Annotated in this window: 15 protein-coding genes; 5 read left to right on the top strand and 10 right to left on the bottom strand. The window is 61.5% G+C overall.

Features of this window, described 5'->3' with window-relative positions; translation table 11 throughout:
• Both VHL31_RS21160 and VHL31_RS21155 read left to right on the top strand, forming a co-directional pair.
• Window positions 1-604: 5'-nucleotidase (locus tag VHL31_RS21160; RefSeq protein WP_329663224.1), on the top strand; the 604-nt coding region annotated here is incomplete at its 5' end.
• 40 nt (window positions 605-644) lie between these two features.
• Window positions 645-965, top strand: a complete 321-nt coding sequence (locus tag VHL31_RS21155) for a hypothetical protein (protein WP_329663223.1) — start codon at window positions 645-647, stop codon at window positions 963-965.
• 74 nt (window positions 966-1039) lie between these two features.
• Here VHL31_RS21155 and VHL31_RS21150 read toward each other — a convergent pair whose 3' ends face one another.
• Entirely contained in the window at window positions 1040-1222 is a 183-nt protein-coding gene (locus VHL31_RS21150; protein ID WP_329663222.1) for a hypothetical protein, read from the bottom strand.
• A gap of 320 nt (window positions 1223-1542) precedes the next feature.
• On the opposite strand from VHL31_RS21150, the gene VHL31_RS21145 reads away from it, so the two are divergent.
• On the top strand, window positions 1543-1722 hold the full coding sequence (locus tag VHL31_RS21145) for a hypothetical protein (RefSeq protein ID WP_329663221.1): 180 nt from the start codon (window positions 1543-1545) through the stop codon (window positions 1720-1722).
• A gap of 82 nt (window positions 1723-1804) precedes the next feature.
• Here VHL31_RS21145 and VHL31_RS21140 read toward each other — a convergent pair whose 3' ends face one another.
• Together VHL31_RS21140 and VHL31_RS21135 are read right to left on the bottom strand one after the other, a co-directional pair.
• Window positions 1805-2254, bottom strand: a complete 450-nt coding sequence (locus VHL31_RS21140; protein WP_329663220.1) for a hypothetical protein — start codon at window positions 2252-2254, stop codon at window positions 1805-1807.
• Complete coding sequence (locus VHL31_RS21135; protein ID WP_329663219.1) at window positions 2205-2690, bottom strand: Crp/Fnr family transcriptional regulator; 486 nt, start codon at window positions 2688-2690, stop codon at window positions 2205-2207. The genes VHL31_RS21140 and VHL31_RS21135 overlap by 50 nt, the downstream gene beginning before the upstream one ends.
• A gap of 189 nt (window positions 2691-2879) precedes the next feature.
• Between VHL31_RS21135 and VHL31_RS21130 the strand changes: the two genes are divergently transcribed.
• Window positions 2880-3089: a hypothetical protein gene (locus VHL31_RS21130; protein WP_329663218.1), complete on the top strand. Its 210-nt coding sequence runs from the start codon at window positions 2880-2882 to the stop codon at window positions 3087-3089.
• A gap of 418 nt (window positions 3090-3507) precedes the next feature.
• Here the strand turns inward: VHL31_RS21130 and VHL31_RS21125 are convergent, their stop codons facing one another.
• From VHL31_RS21125 to VHL31_RS21105, 5 genes are all read right to left on the bottom strand, one after another.
• Window positions 3508-5097 carry a nucleoside hydrolase-like domain-containing protein gene (locus VHL31_RS21125; protein WP_329663217.1) on the bottom strand — a complete coding sequence of 530 codons (1590 nt, stop codon included), beginning with the start codon at window positions 5095-5097 and terminating at the stop codon, window positions 3508-3510.
• 146 nt (window positions 5098-5243) lie between these two features.
• Window positions 5244-7373 (bottom strand): cytochrome-c peroxidase, encoded by a 2130-nt coding sequence (locus tag VHL31_RS21120; RefSeq protein ID WP_329663216.1) that lies wholly within the window; start codon window positions 7371-7373, stop codon window positions 5244-5246.
• A gap of 82 nt (window positions 7374-7455) precedes the next feature.
• Window positions 7456-8463, bottom strand: a complete 1008-nt coding sequence (locus tag VHL31_RS21115; protein ID WP_329663215.1) for a hypothetical protein — start codon at window positions 8461-8463, stop codon at window positions 7456-7458.
• Window positions 8464-8561: 98 nt separating this feature from the next.
• The gene (locus tag VHL31_RS21110) at window positions 8562-10364 is read right to left on the bottom strand and encodes a hypothetical protein (protein ID WP_329663214.1); all 1803 of its coding nucleotides are present in this window, start codon (window positions 10362-10364) and stop codon (window positions 8562-8564) included.
• A gap of 70 nt (window positions 10365-10434) precedes the next feature.
• Window positions 10435-11004, bottom strand: coding sequence for an SCO family protein (locus tag VHL31_RS21105; protein ID WP_329663213.1), 570 nt, complete (start codon window positions 11002-11004; stop codon window positions 10435-10437).
• 664 nt (window positions 11005-11668) lie between these two features.
• Here VHL31_RS21105 and VHL31_RS21100 point away from each other — a divergent pair.
• Entirely contained in the window at window positions 11669-11953 is a 285-nt protein-coding gene (locus tag VHL31_RS21100; protein WP_329663212.1) for a hypothetical protein, read from the top strand.
• A gap of 210 nt (window positions 11954-12163) precedes the next feature.
• Here the strand turns inward: VHL31_RS21100 and VHL31_RS21095 are convergent, their stop codons facing one another.
• Both VHL31_RS21095 and VHL31_RS21090 read right to left on the bottom strand, forming a co-directional pair.
• Window positions 12164-12814, bottom strand: a complete 651-nt coding sequence (locus tag VHL31_RS21095; RefSeq protein WP_329663211.1) for a response regulator transcription factor — start codon at window positions 12812-12814, stop codon at window positions 12164-12166.
• A 7-nt stretch (window positions 12815-12821) separates the two neighbouring features.
• Entirely contained in the window at window positions 12822-15059 is a 2238-nt protein-coding gene (locus tag VHL31_RS21090) for a hybrid sensor histidine kinase/response regulator (protein ID WP_329663210.1), read from the bottom strand.
• Between the last annotated feature and the right edge of the window lie 613 nt (window positions 15060-15672).

Raw genomic sequence — 15672 nt, 5'->3', positions numbered from 1 at the left:
CCAGCTCGACATCGTCAACTCGCTGCGGTTCAACAACGCGCTCTCGATCGTCACGACGACCGCGGAAGGGCTGAAGGCGCTGCTGGAGCATGGCGTCGCCGCCACGGCCGAGGGTGCCACGCCCGGCCAGTTCCCACAGGTCGGCGGGGTCGAGTTCAGCTTCGACCCGGGCCTGGACAGTGGTGCACGCATTCAATCGCTCGCCATTGTCGACGAGACAGGCACCGTCGTGGACGAGATCGTCCGGGACGGCAGCTTGATTGGCGATGCCAGCCGCGAGATCAAGGTCGTGACCCTGTCCTTCCTGGCGGATGGCGGCGACGGCTATCCGTTCGCCGACCTCATCTCCGACCGGGTCGACCTGTTCGACGAGACGTCGCCGAGCCTGACTGGTGAAGCCGTGTTCGCGGCCGACGGCACTGAACAGGATGCCCTGGCGGAGTATCTAGCCAGCAGCTTCGCCGAGACGCCCTATGACGTGGCGGAAACGCCGCCCGAGCAGGATGAGCGGATCCAGAACCTGGCACTACGGGACGACATGGTGCTTACAACCACGGCGCCGCTGATGCAGAGCCTCGTGCCGGAACCGGCGCTTGCTGGCTGACCCTCTCGGCTGAACTTTACTATGGTGACCGGAGCCGGCCATGGATGCACTGCCTTCCCTGTCGACAGTCCTGATCGAGCGTCAGGCCGTGCATCCGGCCACTGCACAGTTTCTGGCGGACTGGCAGCAACGTGCCGAACAGGATGCTTGCCCGAAAGCCAGGGCCTGTCTGAGCCATATCGTCGGCAGCCTGCTCAGGCTGCCGAGCATCCCCCATCCGGCAAACGTCGCAGCTACGCATCTCATTGATGACCTCATTGCCGAGATCCGGCAGTTCGTGATCGCGGACCTGCGGCAGCCGCGATCACACAGCCATCTGGAGATGTACGCCAAGCGTCTGGAACTTCTGGCAGGACCCTGAAACATGGATCCAGCGAAGGGCGGGTCACGGAGCCGGAAGTTCAAGCCAGCCGGCTGGAGCAGCCCAGCTGGTGATCACTCCGGCACCGGTCCGGCTCGTTCATCAGCGATGAGCTGCGCCAGTTCCTCCCACGACATCTCCGGCTCCACATGTTGGGCGTAGCGTTGCCGCTCACGGTCGGCGACTGACCATTCCGTTTCCCTGGCAAATGCGACCGCCAGTTTCTGACGGTAGTCGAACAGATCGTCGTTCTGCATCTGCGTCTTTGCTCGCACGGGCCAGCCCCTCGGTTGTTGCGGCCATACCCGATGTGGCGTGCCTCCGGCAGGCGCCTAGCTCTGCCAGCTGCGATAACGTCGATTTCATCTGTTCGGCAGCGTGGCCTGCGCGGACTGCCATGCTGGCACCTGCGTTTCGGCATCCTGGCGTCACGGAACGGCCACGCTAATGAGCTACCCTCCGATCCTTTGGGAACCAGCGAGACCGGCAGGCAAGTAGCATGGAGTCTGGCAGACCAAGCCGTTGTGCGCCGGCAACGGGCTTATCCAAACTGCGACGGCTGCGGGTGCTGCTGACCATGCTCGGTGCGATCGGAAGTCCGCTTCTCTATGAGGCAGCGTCCCGGCACTGGCACGGGCAGAGCCTGTTCCACACCAGCAATGACATGATCCTGTTGGTCTGCGTGGCCTGGATCTCGGCCTATGTCGCCTGGTCGGCCATGACATTGCTGATCGAACGGCAGCAGCCAGTACTCTGATGATACCGGTGAGAAAGGCAGGACCAGCATGCCGACGCTGATCCCGCCTCCCGCACCTGCTCAAGCCAACCCTTTTGGCGGATCAGCCGCCAGAGCCGCTCCCGCTGGAGGAACTGGAACCAGATCCGCTCGAGCCGCTGGAGCCGGATCCGCTGGAGCCGGCGCCGTCGGCACCACCGTCGGTGCTGGAGCCGGCATCGCCCGATCCGCTGCTGCCTTGTCCCCCGCCGGCGGCGTCGCCGTCGGTCGCATCGGGCCGGCAGCCTTGCGTTGTCGTCGAGGTCGACGATTCGACGCCGCATTCCATGCGATCTTCAGCCAGCGCGCTACCGGCTGTGCCGGCAAGCAGGCCAGCCACGGCGGCTGCCCACATCCATGCGTTGATGTTCATCTGAATTCCTTTCGTCTGCTGATCGAGGAGAACGGTGGAGGAAACGGGCGGCAGATGTGCTGCTCGTTGGATGGCCCGCTCATGCGAGGCATCAGACAACGAACCGGAACAGATCCCGGCGGATGCGCTCGACCTCGACATGCGTGCCCGCCAGCAACGCCAACCGGTCGTTCATCTTGCGAATGATGCCGATCATGTCCCGCAGCAGGTTCAAGGCTACGGGAGGATGCTGCGTCACCACGGCGCGGAACACGTCCTGAGGAATGGTGACGACCTGCGTCGCCTCCAGGGCGCGCACCAGATTGTGCCCCTGGACGCCATCGAGCGCAGTGAACTCGCCGACCAGTTGGCCGGCACCGGCATGGCCCACTCGAACAGGTGCAGCCTTGCCCTGACCTTGCAGGATCTCGACCCTGCCCTCCACGATCAGGAATACACAAGGCGGCACCTTATGCGCAGAATTGTAGATGATCTCACCCGCTAGATGGTGAGCGGATGAGCATTGCTGACATAAGCCTGCCAATGCTGCAGACGGCAGGTCGCGGAAAGGCCCGATCTGCGCAAGCTGGTTTACCACCACTGCTCTTGTACCTCTTGCCACCTTGGCAACGACTGATGCTGCTAGGCATGGTGCGCATAGCTGAACGGGATGGCGGAACGATGACAGCCGGCCGTGCGAGCAGGTCTGACACCGCTGCCGCTTCTCGGCCGTTGATCACAAGAGCTTCCGGCAAAGCCGCCGGAGCCGTACCGGACAGGAGGTCTCATGGCCGAGGACCGCAGGAAGCCGATCGTTGGGACGCTCACCGAAGCGCTGAACCCCGATCCCCACGAGAATGCCCGTCGTGCCGAGGAAACACTCGATGCGCCGCGCCTGCGTGAACAGGAGGAGGCGATGCGCAACAAGGAGCGTGCGACGTCCGATCGAGAGAATGATACGGCTCGCGATATCGGCATCAGCCATCCAGCCGACTGACGAGATATGTCAGGACGGGCGGGCCGTGGTGCCCGGCGTGCTGCCCGCTCTGGCCAATGCCCCTGTGGAAGTCCCGGTAAGCGCCGGGTTGTGGTCGCAGGATCCAAGGCGACGTCGGTGCCGGCCCTGAATGCCTGCTCGGACGCTTCCTCCGGTGCCCCTACTTCCAGTTCTGCCGGCACCGCCCCTTGTTTTCGGCATGGGGCACTAGGGCGACTATTCTGATGAGCAGCCGCCTGCACATGGTCTGAGGCGGCTGCTCGGCCTCGACAACCGGGGATGGGTTACCTGGACCTCGGTCCTGCCGGGCCAGGTGGGCTTGCCCCTCGATCGTGGCGTGGGTCCTGGCTCCTGCGCCACAAGTGCGGACGCTGACGCCATGTCCGTTGCCAGGTAGGGAGGCATGCCCAGCTGTTGGTCACGGATCGATGATCAGGCGGATCCGTTGGTAGCGTGTCAGGGCGGGCATGCCGTCATCCTGAACTTCCAGGATGATCGAGACTTCCTCCTGCTTCTCGACCTCAGGCACAACCACGGTGGCAACAGCTGAATCGCTGTCGGTGATCTCCAACCCGTCGGAGAGTGAGCTGGCTTCCTTGTAGATCCACCAGCGATAGCTCAAGCGGTCATCATCCGGATCGACCGAAGCACTGGCATCCAGGGTGATCTTGTCGCCTGAACGGGCTGCGCGGGATGTTTCACCATCCATTGCCACGATGGGCGGATGATTGGCATCGTCATAGTCCAACTCCAGCCACGCCGCCCTGGCCGCGAACTCCGCCTGGAACGCCGGCCGCCAGCGGGCTACCGAAGCACGCCGATCCCGCTGGTCATCCAGCCAGTCCTTCACGTCGCGGCTGGAGAAGAAGTTGCGGGTGATGTGAGCATAGGCAGGCTCCTGCTCATAGCGCCCACCCCAGCCACCTTCCTCAGGTCGCTCCGGATCGCTCAGTCCGATCGGAAGGACGTGCAAGAGCGATGGCGTGTCGCCTTCCTTCAGTCCGTCCTCCGTGGTTGTCAGCGGGTACAGCTTGCCGAGCTGGCCCCGGCTCAAGATGAACTCCTTCTTCCACGCCCGGTCCTGCATGGAATGATCGCCCAGCATGTACATGCCGCGGAACGTGGCGTTCTTCTTGCCGTCGTAGGAGGCACTGGAGATCCAGAACAGGTCGTTGGCATTGGCAGCAAGATACTCGGCCGGTTCCGGTGAATATTGGCTCCAGGCAATCGCATAGACCCGCAACTTGTCGATGAACGCGTGGAAGGCCTTGTCCGAGCGGGTGTTGCGTACCTTGTAGACGGCCTGGGCAAGCTCGCGGCTGCCACCCCAGACCAGCACCCAGACCGGCTCCTCGCTGGCATCCACCACCTTCACGAGATGTTTGGAGCCAGGCGAGTCATAGCCTGCCCCGATCTTGTCGTTGAAGGGATGGCCAGGCTTCAGGCGCGCGAGCAGCTCGTCGGCATCGGGATAGCGTATGTCGTGCTGCCGCAGCTGATCGACATCCTTCCCGTAGGTCTTGATGACGAGCTTGGCCAAGTCGCTGGCCACCAGCCGGCCACCTGGCCGATAGGTGGGAATGATCCCTTCTATGCTCAGATCATTGGCGTGCAGCAGGGCTCTGATCAGGGACTGGGTATCGTCCGGATCCTGACCGATGTCGGTCAGGATGACGACCTTTGGGCGTCTGGTGTCTGTTTCGACCTCGAACCGGGCATCGCATCCATTGTGCACGGTGACCGAGCGGCCTGTTGCCTGCCAGGTCGTGTCCTCGATGCAGGCGGCTGATGAGAGCTGCTTCTCGATGGTCACCTTGCTGGCAGCAAAGCCGAAGTGGCAGGTCGAGGACGACGAGCCTGAACTCCCACACACCAGCTTGAAGCGCTGCGGCTCATCCGCAGGTTCGGCCCCTGCCTGATGGAAAGCGCCGAGAACCAGCGGCAGCGAAAGAGCAAGAGCCAGCCCCTGGCCTCGCGTCTTTTTGGCCGACATCGCCCTGGCTGACATGATGGTTCTCCATTGGGCCGGCTTGCCGGACATGGCAGAAAATCGCCAAGCTCTTTGCGAGCGCGGATGATCTGAGGGTAAATCCGTCATCTCGGCCGGTTGCGCGGTCACGCTCCACGAAGATGCCGCTCGCGTGACCGTGCACCTCAAGGCACCGGCTGCAGCATCCCGCCGATCAGGTTGCGCTTGAACAGGTCGCCCGTGTTCGGGTCGCACAGGGCCGGCGCATAACCGCCACGGCCGGCGGGCAGGAGACGGAGCTTGGCGTCCGCTGCTCGGCCTCGGTTGCCACCGACGACATGACCGTTCGGCACCACCAGTTCCGGATGGTCGAAGGGTGCGGCATGGCAGGCCACGCGCCGATCGGTCAGCGACTTCATGAACGCCACCAGCGCATCCATCTCGCTGTCGGTCAGGTTAAGCGGGGTGATGTCCGGGGCGAGATTGCTGCCGCCCTGGTTCGGCCCGATCGGGGTGGACTGGCCGCGTGGGCCGGTGCCCGTCGTGTCGCCACCGGCCAGGTCCCGCCGGTTGCCACCGCGATTGTAGAACTCGACCACGCCCCGCAAGGTCGCCTCGCCGCCATGATGGAAGTAGGGCGCGGTCAGCGCGACATTGCGCAAGGTCGGCGTCTTGAACGAGCCGTCCACAGCCACGCGGTCAAGCTTGCCGCCCAAGGGCGCAGGAAAGCTGTCGACCCTTTTGCCGTTCACGTACTGACGGGTGAACGACAAGGGATACCCCATGACGTTACCACCGAGCCCGACATCCTCGTGGGTCGGCCGCACACCGATATTGTAGAAGCCGCCGTCATAGAGGGCCTGGCCACTATCGGCCATCGGCATGTTCTCGATCAGCTCCTTGCGCTGCCGAGGCGGCATCGCTGCGTTGGTGAACAGAGGCCCGTTATGGCAGGCTGCGCACCTGGCCTTGCCCTGGAACAGCTCCAGGCCGGCTTTCTGCTGCGCGTTCAGCGCGTCGACCCTGCCCTCGGCATACCGGTCGAAGGGCGACTGGCCCGAGATCAGCGTGCGCTCGTAAGCGTCGATCGCCATGCCGAAGAACAGGGCGAAGTTGAGCTCATCCTGGGTATAGCCGGTATCGGACGCCTGCAGCTGCCCTTCCTCGCTGATCACGTACTTGCCTGATCCGGCCCAAAGATGTTCCTGGAAGGCCTTCTGCAGGAGCATCCGGTAGGTCTGCTTCAAGCCCTTGCCGGCGGCGCGGATCTGCTTGCCTGTCGGTGAGAGAACGCCGAACACGCTGTCGGTCTCGTCGATCGTCTGGCCGACAAGGGCCGTCTGGGTAAGCAGCTTGCGCCCGATCGATGCGAACTTGTTGTCTGCACAGGCCATCTCGACATCGCTGTTGGGTGGGCCTGCAGCCTGTGACGCCAGGCTCATGTTGCGCAGCGCCAGCGGCTGGAGAACGGGGTTGCCTGAACTGTCCAGCACCAGGATGCGCGCGGCCGGATCGAGCAGCGTCTCTCGCCTGCCGAACACGCCGACGCCGTTGAAGACGTTGTTGGCGCGGCCGTCCCAGAAATTGCGGAAGTTGAACGCTGCGTTGATCACGGTGGGCGAGTTGCGCGGTGCCACCTTGCGGACCTGCTTTACCTGCCCATTGATCGTGGCCTGGAAGATCGTGTCCTGACCCCGCATGCAGAAGTCGCGTGTGCGGGTACGGAACTTGAGCTGGCGCGGAACGCTCAGCAGCGTGCCGTCGAAGGAGCCTTGCGACGAGACGGCATCGTTGGTTTCGTAGAGAATGGCCGAGTTCCGGTCGGTTGGCTCGGCGAGCTGGTGGAATGGAAAGTCGCTGGCCTCCAGCTCTATGTTGGTGCCGGCCTTCTTACCGCTGCCACTCAGGAGGCCGCCCCGCGTCAGGCCTGCCCCGGCACCAAGCCCGCCGAACTTGTCATCGGCGAAAGGCTGGTTCAGCAGCCCGGGCGAAAGCTGGTTGACCAGGCGTGGGTCAGCACCTGCGTGGAAGTGGCAGCTGGCGCAGGCTTGGCCGTCGCTGCCGACCGCGCTGTCCCAGTAGAGCGCCTTGCCGAGCACGATCAGCCAGTTCCGGTCCTTGACCAGGGCGTTGTACTCGGTGGCCGGTGGAGCTGGCGGCCTCAGGCCGCGCAGGGAGCCGAGCATTGCTCCCGCCTCGGCGGGCTCTTCCTCAACCTCGGCAACTTCTTGAGCCTGCCCGACCAAGGGCAGGAACCCGGCCGCCATCCCGCCGAGCAGGAGGGCTGCGCCGACAACGACGTGCTGTCCGGCCATCTGATTTCTGATCCTGTGCTCGCGTCGACGATGCAGGAGCACCACCGGTTTCCCCCAGAGCCGGTGGTGCTCTGCGCGGCTCTCAGCGGCCGTCCATGTCGGCCGTGGCGACTGCCTGCGTCGCTGCTGGCGGAGAGCCGGTGCCCACCGGAACCACGGCACGGACGATCGACGGGCACACACCGTCCGGGATCGTCAGGTTCCGGAAGTCTGCACGGAATTGTCCCTGTACCGGGCTGCTCGTTGCCGGATCGGGTACCGCCGTCACCAAGCCGATCGTGACGAACCGATTGGGATTAGCTGGCGTTGGATCCGGAATGCGTATCTGGACCGTGGCATTGGCCGGATTGGCGACACCTCCCAGGACCTGGATCTCGTCCCGGCCTCCGCCCCGGATCCGGCAGTCCGCGCGCAGAATACCAACCTGTGTAGCCGTGGGCCTGAGCAGCGGCGCGCCGTCGGCCTCAAGCGTGTGGTACCAGAGCGTATTCTGGCCGGGCACATAATATCCTTCCGCAGCCACCAGCGTGCCTTCGGTGATCGCATCGGCATCGATCCTGAGGCCCAGACCGTTGATGGCGGGACCGGCAGGCATTCTTGAATCGGTGGAACGGCGGATGATCATCCCGTTGACGGTGGAACGACTTACTTGGTCGTTGATGATGACAGGAGCCGTCGCCTCGCCAACGACCACATGCTCGAACAGGTCGCTGAATACGTCGTTTGCATAGACTTGACCGTTGATGCTCTCACCGACAATAATGCCCGTGCCGCCGATAAATCCGCCGGAGGAACGGCCCGGGAAACGCTCGGCACTTCCTGCGAAGTCCGCAAGAGTAACCGTCGTGGTGTTGGTTGGTGTGTGGACGAAGGCGCCCTTCAGGACCTTGACGTTCACCCCCATGATCTTGATGGAGCCGATATATTCTCGGGATCCTTGGTTCGTCTGGTCGATGCCGCTCTCAAGGCTGACATCCGAGATTGGCCCTTCGATCTCAACGGTGCCCGGTGCGAGTTGGGCATTTGCCGGCGTGACCATGGCCGCCAGAGCAATGGCTGCGGCGCCAAGCATGAGGTTGCGGAGCATCATGAGTAGCCTCCTCAAGGCACGAGTATTGTCTTAGTCCGGCACGCTATGCAGGACTGCTTTGAATGTTCTTCAGCACTGGATTCAGCTAAGCAGCCAGTTCAGTCGACGATGTTCCAGGTTGCCATCATCGCGTGATCTTCATGCATCGTATTGTGGCAGTGCATGACATAGCGGCCACTATCTGTTGACTTATAGCTGTAGTCCGGATCCGGGAAATCGCGGAAACGCAGGAAGATCTCCATCTCGCTGGTCCGCTGGTTGCCGCCGAATCGGTAGATGTCAGCCCGGTAGCGGTCGGCATCGAGGACCTGGCGTTCGTTGATCGACATGATCAGGCCCTCCTCGAAGTGGATGTGCATGGGATGGTCCCAGCCACCTGAGGTGCTGCGGATGCGCCAGATCTCCGCCGAGTTGCGGCGCACCTGGTTCGGCGGGTTCATCATGAATTCCGGGCTATGGTCGATGTCGGGATCCCAGAACTTGCCGTTGATGTGCCACATGCCGTTCAGGCGGCCGAGTTCCCACTCGCGGACCTTCACCACCTCGTTCAGGTTGATCGCCGGCAATGGCCGGAACGCGGCCGGAACGACGCTGGCATCCTCTGCCGCAGCACCTACGCGGAACTCCAGGATCTGATTGGATACCGAATCCGGGTTGGTGGTCTTGCCCCGGTCGATGCCGCGGCCATCCGCCATCATCACCAGGTTGTTGCACAAGTAGACCTTGTCGCCCTTCTTGAACCTTCTGAAGTCGATGACGATGTCCGAGCGCTCGGCCACCCACAGGTCGACGCTGGTGACGTCCTTGAGCGTCCTCGGCAGGAGGTTGCCGCTCTTGCTGAGGATGTGGAAGGGCTGGTTCACTCCATCCTTGCGCAGCAGCAGGTTGTAGAAGCGCGACGGCCCGCCGTTCAGCAGGCGGAAGCGGTACTTGCGGCGCTTTACATCCATGTAGGGCTGGATCTTGCCGTTCACGGTCAGCTTGTCGCCGAGCCAGCCGTCGACCGAGAACTGATTGAAGGCAAGTTCGCCCGTGTCCGGATCGAACTGCTTGTCCGCCAGGATCAACGGTACGTCATAGGCACCACTCGGCAGCCGCCAGCCGGTGTTCTCGTTGCCGGTATCGTTCTCGTCGAACGCCCGCACCATCGCCACCATGCCCTTGTACACATTGGCGGCCGTGAACTCCGGGCGGTGATCGTGGATGAACATGGTGGTGAGGGTCTCGCGCAGATCGCCGCCGGAGACCGGATCGATCCACTTAGCCGGGATGCCCTTCTGCTTGTCGAACCCTGCCCGGGCCATGGAGTAGTGGAAGTTCCGGAGGTTCGGCTTGCCGAAGCTGTTGCCCTTCGGGTGGATCCAGTTCCACGGGCCACCGTCGCTTTCGGACGCGCTATGGAAGTTGTGCAGGTGGGGCGCGATCTCGGGATGGCCGAACCCGTAATGGTCCTGGACAGCCGGCAGGTCGTTCTCGATGTGCAGGCAGAACGGCTCGTTGTAGCGGACGTCGATCAAGGGACCGCCGAACTCATCGCCATAGGACCAGACCTTGCTCTCCAGGCCGGGGGCGAACTCGTGGCTGCGCTCCCTGACCCGCAGGTGGATCCAACGCTTCATCTTGAAGCGATTAGCGCAGTATTGATGTTCGGCCTCGCTATAGGGATAAGCGTCGCTGGAATCTTCTTCCGCCGGGCTCGGAATCGGCAGTGGCTCCTGCCACGGCGTGGTCCTCGGGCTGGCTGCACTGGCGGCCAGGGCCGAACGCAATGAGGCGCCCTTCAGCCAGTATGCTCCGCCGGCAATGAGGCCGAGCTTGGCGAGCTCGCGGCGGCTGAACCTGGCGGCCTGGAGCTGGTTGCGGAGTTCGACCGCGCGTCTTGCGTCGAGCTTGTTTGACATTGTTCCAACCCCCATCCAATGCAGGCGGATGAACCCGGCGTCTTCGAGTGGCTTGTTCTGCGTCGCAGCTTCAGGCCAACGGTTGGCCGGTGAGGGACGTGACCGCCTTTGCAATCCACTCTGGCCGCGCCAGTGCTGGCGTGGCGGCCCAGCGGTTGAGGCGGGCATTGCCGTAGCGCAGTGTGCCGGTGTGGTTGTCCAGGATTAGGTCATAATCCGGGTCCAGGCTTGCGAAGCCCAAGGATCGACGCAACTGCTCGATCTTCTCGGGTTCCCCCGTCAGGAACTTCCAGCCGGGCCGCACCTCCCAGAGTTTCGCATAATCCTTGAGTATGTGCGGCTGGTCGAATATTGGCTGTAGTGTGATAGAGTACATGAAGATGTCACGCCCCATCCGTGCAGCCAGCAGGTCCTGCACCAGACGCAGATTCTGCGTGACCAGGGGACAGGTCTCGCCGCAGCTCTGAAAGAAGAAATTGATCATCACGACCTGGTCATGGATCAGGTCGGAATAGAACCGATAGGCCCGCCCGTCCTGATCCGTCACCTCGATGTCAGGAATGCCCAACGACTTGGCCTGCGCTCCCTGACGCACGGCCGGTACCGTCAGGGCGGCTGCCGCGATAGTGGCTGCACCCATCCCGCCTGCAAACATACGTCGTCGAAGCATTGAGATGCTCCAGGTTCATATTTACCCAAGCCCTTAGGTCAAGGGGGCCGCCTATGTTGCATCAGCTCGTGGATCAGAAGGATCGGCTGACCTGGTTTGGCGGCATTCCTTGCGAGATTTGTATAAACTTTTAACGAAATGCCGCAATTTAACCTTCGATCAAATCTTCTATAACTGTAGTTGGCAGCGGTTATATAACTTTCTGACCACTCGATAGATGCATCTTATATCAGATGGTATATAATTAGAGATTTGTCTTGATTGGCGGACAGTCGGATGATGTCATTATTGACCGGCGACTGAGACATTTTACCCAAGCTTTGCGATGCTGCGACAGCGCCAGTGGAGGTGCTGTTATGGATGCTTTAGGCGTATCAAAGCCTTCTGCAAAAATTATAAACTCTGATGTGGGTGCCCGTCGCGGGCCGACGATGAATGACGCCGTGTTGTCGTGATTTCAACCCTGGATATCCTCGGATGTCCTTCCGGTAACTTTCTAGCTATGTAGCTGAAGTTTCAGCAGTATATCTTACCAAAGTTATAGTCTCTGCTGAACGATTGTCGGATTGCGCTGTGCCGTATCTATATTTATTGTGACGACAACGAACCAGCCCTCGCAAAAAGACAAAAAATCATGACCCGCCATCTGGTGGAATTGCCGATCAACTTCGAAGGCGGTACCGGCATGACACAGATCGTGAGCCAGCAAGAAGTCGTCTTCACCACCAATGCTCGGCTTACGGCAGGAGACAGCCTGACAGGGCAACTGCCATTTCCGGGCGAGGACGGACTGCTTGGCATGGCGCCGAACTTTCGCGCGAGCGTCCTGCTGGTGGCCGCTCCCATGGATCAGGAGCTTGTCCGTGAAGTCCATGCTCGCTTTGACGAGCTGGAGATAGCACGGATCGAGGACAGATGATCGTCGCTCGGATGGCCTAGTTGGTTTCCCTCTCGCGCAGACCCTCAGAGGAATGCGCTAGATCAGGACGCCAGCGGCTGACCGTTGATGATGATATCAAGTCGTCAAATGTGAGACCCATTTTTCCGTGGTCGCCTGATGTGTCGGCAGGGCCCACGCAGTAATCATGTTTTTGTTCAGAACCCTTTGGGATTGTTCGGCTCAGCCATTTCATCGAGGCGATGCCTGCGTCAGGTGCTTGCGCACATAGTTGGCCAGATCCATCCGACTGCTCACTCCTAGCTTCTCGTAGATCCGGTGCAGGTGGATCTTCACGGTTCCTTCGGTGATGCCGAGCCTGAACGCTACCTCCTTGTTGCGTAGCCCTTGCATCACCAGCTGGACCAGCTCCAGTTCACGCCGGGACAGAGGATTGGGTGATTGCTGCTTTTGAGCTTCGCGCGCCAGGAGCTGCTCGAAGGTCGCAGCGGCAAAATGTGGCTCCAGCCACTGTCCGCCACCTTGGACGGTGCGAATGGCACGTATCAGTACATCCGGTGCAGCGTCCTTGAGCACGACACCCCTGACACCCAGCCGCACAGCCTCCAGGAGCTGATCCTCGCTGAGGCCAGCAGTCAACAGGATGACCCGCGACTGCAGGCCCTCGTCCGATGCCTTGCGCAGCATGTCGATGCCGTTGACCTTCGGCATGTTCACGTCGAGCAGCATGACGTCTGGACGATGCTCGCGTAGCGCAAGGAGAGCCGCGTCGCTGGAGGCGCAGCGCGCCACGACTTCCAGGTCGGCCTCGCGTTCCAGGAGGCGCACCACCCCTTCCAGAACTACCGGATGATCGTCGGCCACGATGATGCGTATCGTCACTGCGAGCTTACCTTGAATGAGCGGATACGGCGGGGTTGGACGGACTGCCCTGTTGATCTGAGCCGTCTTCCGGCCCACCCTCACCCGTTCGATCCGCCCCAGCCTGACCGGCCTCGCCGACGATCAGGCCACTGTCGGCCAGCTCATCACGTGTGGCGTCCACGGCAGCGGACAGATGATCCAGCGCTTTTGGCACCTCGTCGGGCTTGGAGGCTGCCGCGTGAAGCTCGATGGCAGCCAGCCTGATGCGCCTGAGCCCGAACAGTCCGGCGGTACCTTTCAGCTTATGTGCTTCTTGACGCATCTCTTCAGGCGAAGCTGGCGCTAGCCGTAGTTGCGCGCAAACCCGGAGCGCCTCCTCGATGACCTGCGGAAGGAGATCTTTGGCGGCTTGGCTGGCTGCAAGATTGAGCCCGAACCGGTCGAACAGAGGGACATCCGACGGAGCTTCGTCCCGATGGCTGACAATCGTGTCGTCCGGTCTGCTTGCAACCTGAAGCAAGGCCGTGAACAGTTCGGGCCAACTGCATGGCTTGGGCAAGCACCGGTTCATGCCGGCCTGCAAGCAGCGCAGTCGCGTCTCGTCCAGCACATTGGCCGTCAGGCCTACGATCGGCGTGCCGGCCAGCGGCGGAGCAAGAGCCCGGATGCGCCGGGTCGCCTCGATCCCGTCCAGCACCGGCATCTGCACATCCATGACAATGACGTCGAATGGCTGGCGCTGGATCAAGGCAAGCGCCTCAGCACCGTTCACGACGCACGTCACCTGATGGCCCTGCTGGCTCAACACCTCCTCCAGAAGATGCCGGTTGAGCTCGGCATCTTCCGCCAGCAGGATCCGGAGCTTGGCGCTCCCGACTGGGCCAAAGACGATCTTTTCCTCAACGCCGGCAGGATCGCCTAAGGGAAACTCGATCTCGAACCAGAAGCGGCTGCCCTGGCCAGATGCGCTTTCGAGGTTGATCGTCCCTCCCATTGCATCGATCAGCCGCTTGCAGATCGCCAGGCCCAGTCCCGTTCCTCCATAGGACCGAGCCGTTTCAGCAGCAGCATCGCAAAATGGATCAAACAGCTTAGCCTGCTTGTCGAGCGGGATCCCGATCCCGGTGTCCTTGACCTCCACCTGCAGTCGAACATGATCGGGCCACCTTGGAACTTCCCCTACACTGACCCGGACGCTGCCTTCATGGGTGAACTTGATCGCGTTGCTGACAAGATTGAGTAGAATCTGCCGAAGACGGGTGGGGTCACCTTGCAAGACCCGATGAGGATCGGACGTATCGGTCACCTCGAAATGGAGGCCACGCTCGGCTGCCGCGGGAGCCATCAACCATTGGACATGTTCGAGCACCGACTGCAGGCGGAAATCGACCTTCTCGAAATGGACGCCAGCCGCCTCGATCTTGGAGAAGTCCAGCACATCGTTGACGATGGCCAGAAGATGCCGGCCCGATGCCTGGATGGCATGGACGTAGCTCAGTGGCTTTTCGGGCAAGTCGACAGTGGACAGGAGATCGGCGGATCCCAGGACGGTGGTAAGCGGCGTGCGGATCTCGTGGGAGATGACGGCAAGAAAGTCTGACTTTGCCTTGCTTGCTGCGTTGGCGGCATCGCGCGCGCGCGCAAGCTCAGCCTCGCTCTCGTGAAGGCGGCGGACCGCCTTGTAGCCGCAGATCGTTGCACTGGTGACCATGATGACCAGCAATACTGCGATCCAGATCTCCAGCATCTCCATGCGCTCCAGCGCATGTACCTGCTCGTTGAACGCGTAGGTCTGCAAGAGGCCGACCTGTTTGCTGAGCGTGCTCATCGCAGCGGCGATCTGCGCGTACTGACGGTCCATGCCTGCCATGAACGCAGCGGCGCGCGCCGTATCTCCACGACGAAGATGAAAGAAGATCTCCCTGGAGTCGGCGACCATCCGGGCCATCAGCTCTTCAGTCGCATCCAGCCACGGAAGCAGGGTCCGGGCATGCTCAGGTGCATTGAGAAGACCGTCACGCGCCTGCTTCATCGCCTGATCGAATGCAGCAAGCGCCTGGTCGCGCTGGGCCTCCTCGGCATCAATGGCAAGCGTATCGAACACGTCATTGCCCGGCGCATTGACCGCTGCTGCGAACTGGACGAGATCCACGTAGTGGGAAAGCCGCTCGACCCAGTCCTGATTGATCTGCACGGACTGCGCATACTGACTTTTGACGATGCGACTGAACCACACCCCCCCGACGACGACGAGGATGTTCATCAGAACCAATACAATATATGGACGAAACCAGATGGAATCGGATAGTTTGAATGTCACTTCAGTTTCCGAATATTGTCAATAATATTTCGTTTTTACATATATCAACATATAAATTTTAGGAAAAGTTGTTGTTATTGCTTGTAACAATAGGTATAAATATTTATAAAGTCTAGTTTAGAAGATATTACTATGAAGATAGAGGATTGCATAGACGAAAATGGAATGCAGATGGACGATTTATGCACCTGGCGTTCGGCCAAGTTCGAGCGGGTAACTTCCAGCGTGCAGGCGATGGTCCTCGTCGTGAACCGTCCCTTCGACCGTTCCACGACGGCAGCTGCGTGACTGGCTTTTGCCCGTGCCGCATCCAAGGCCTTCTTAAGAGACTGCCGCGAAACCCTGGCCTTGGCTGTGCTGCTGTGATTCGATCCTGCCCATCAGGACGGAGGCGGCCGATGGTGCGCATGGCGGTGGTCAGGTGAGCCTGGTGGAAGCCCTGTTGCCGGCGGCCTTTGGCAGCAACCAGCGGCTGGAGCGGATCAGGGCGCAGGTCGACTGGGTGCCGATCGAGGTGCTCCTGCAGCCGATGCGCCGGGCGCCGACGGGGCAGCCG

This window comes from Geminicoccus sp., from assembly GCF_036263595.1.
GTDB lineage: Bacteria > Pseudomonadota > Alphaproteobacteria > Geminicoccales > Geminicoccaceae > Geminicoccus.
Note: the sequence above shows the minus strand (reverse complement) of the source record. Positions and strands in the feature narration are given on the sequence as shown.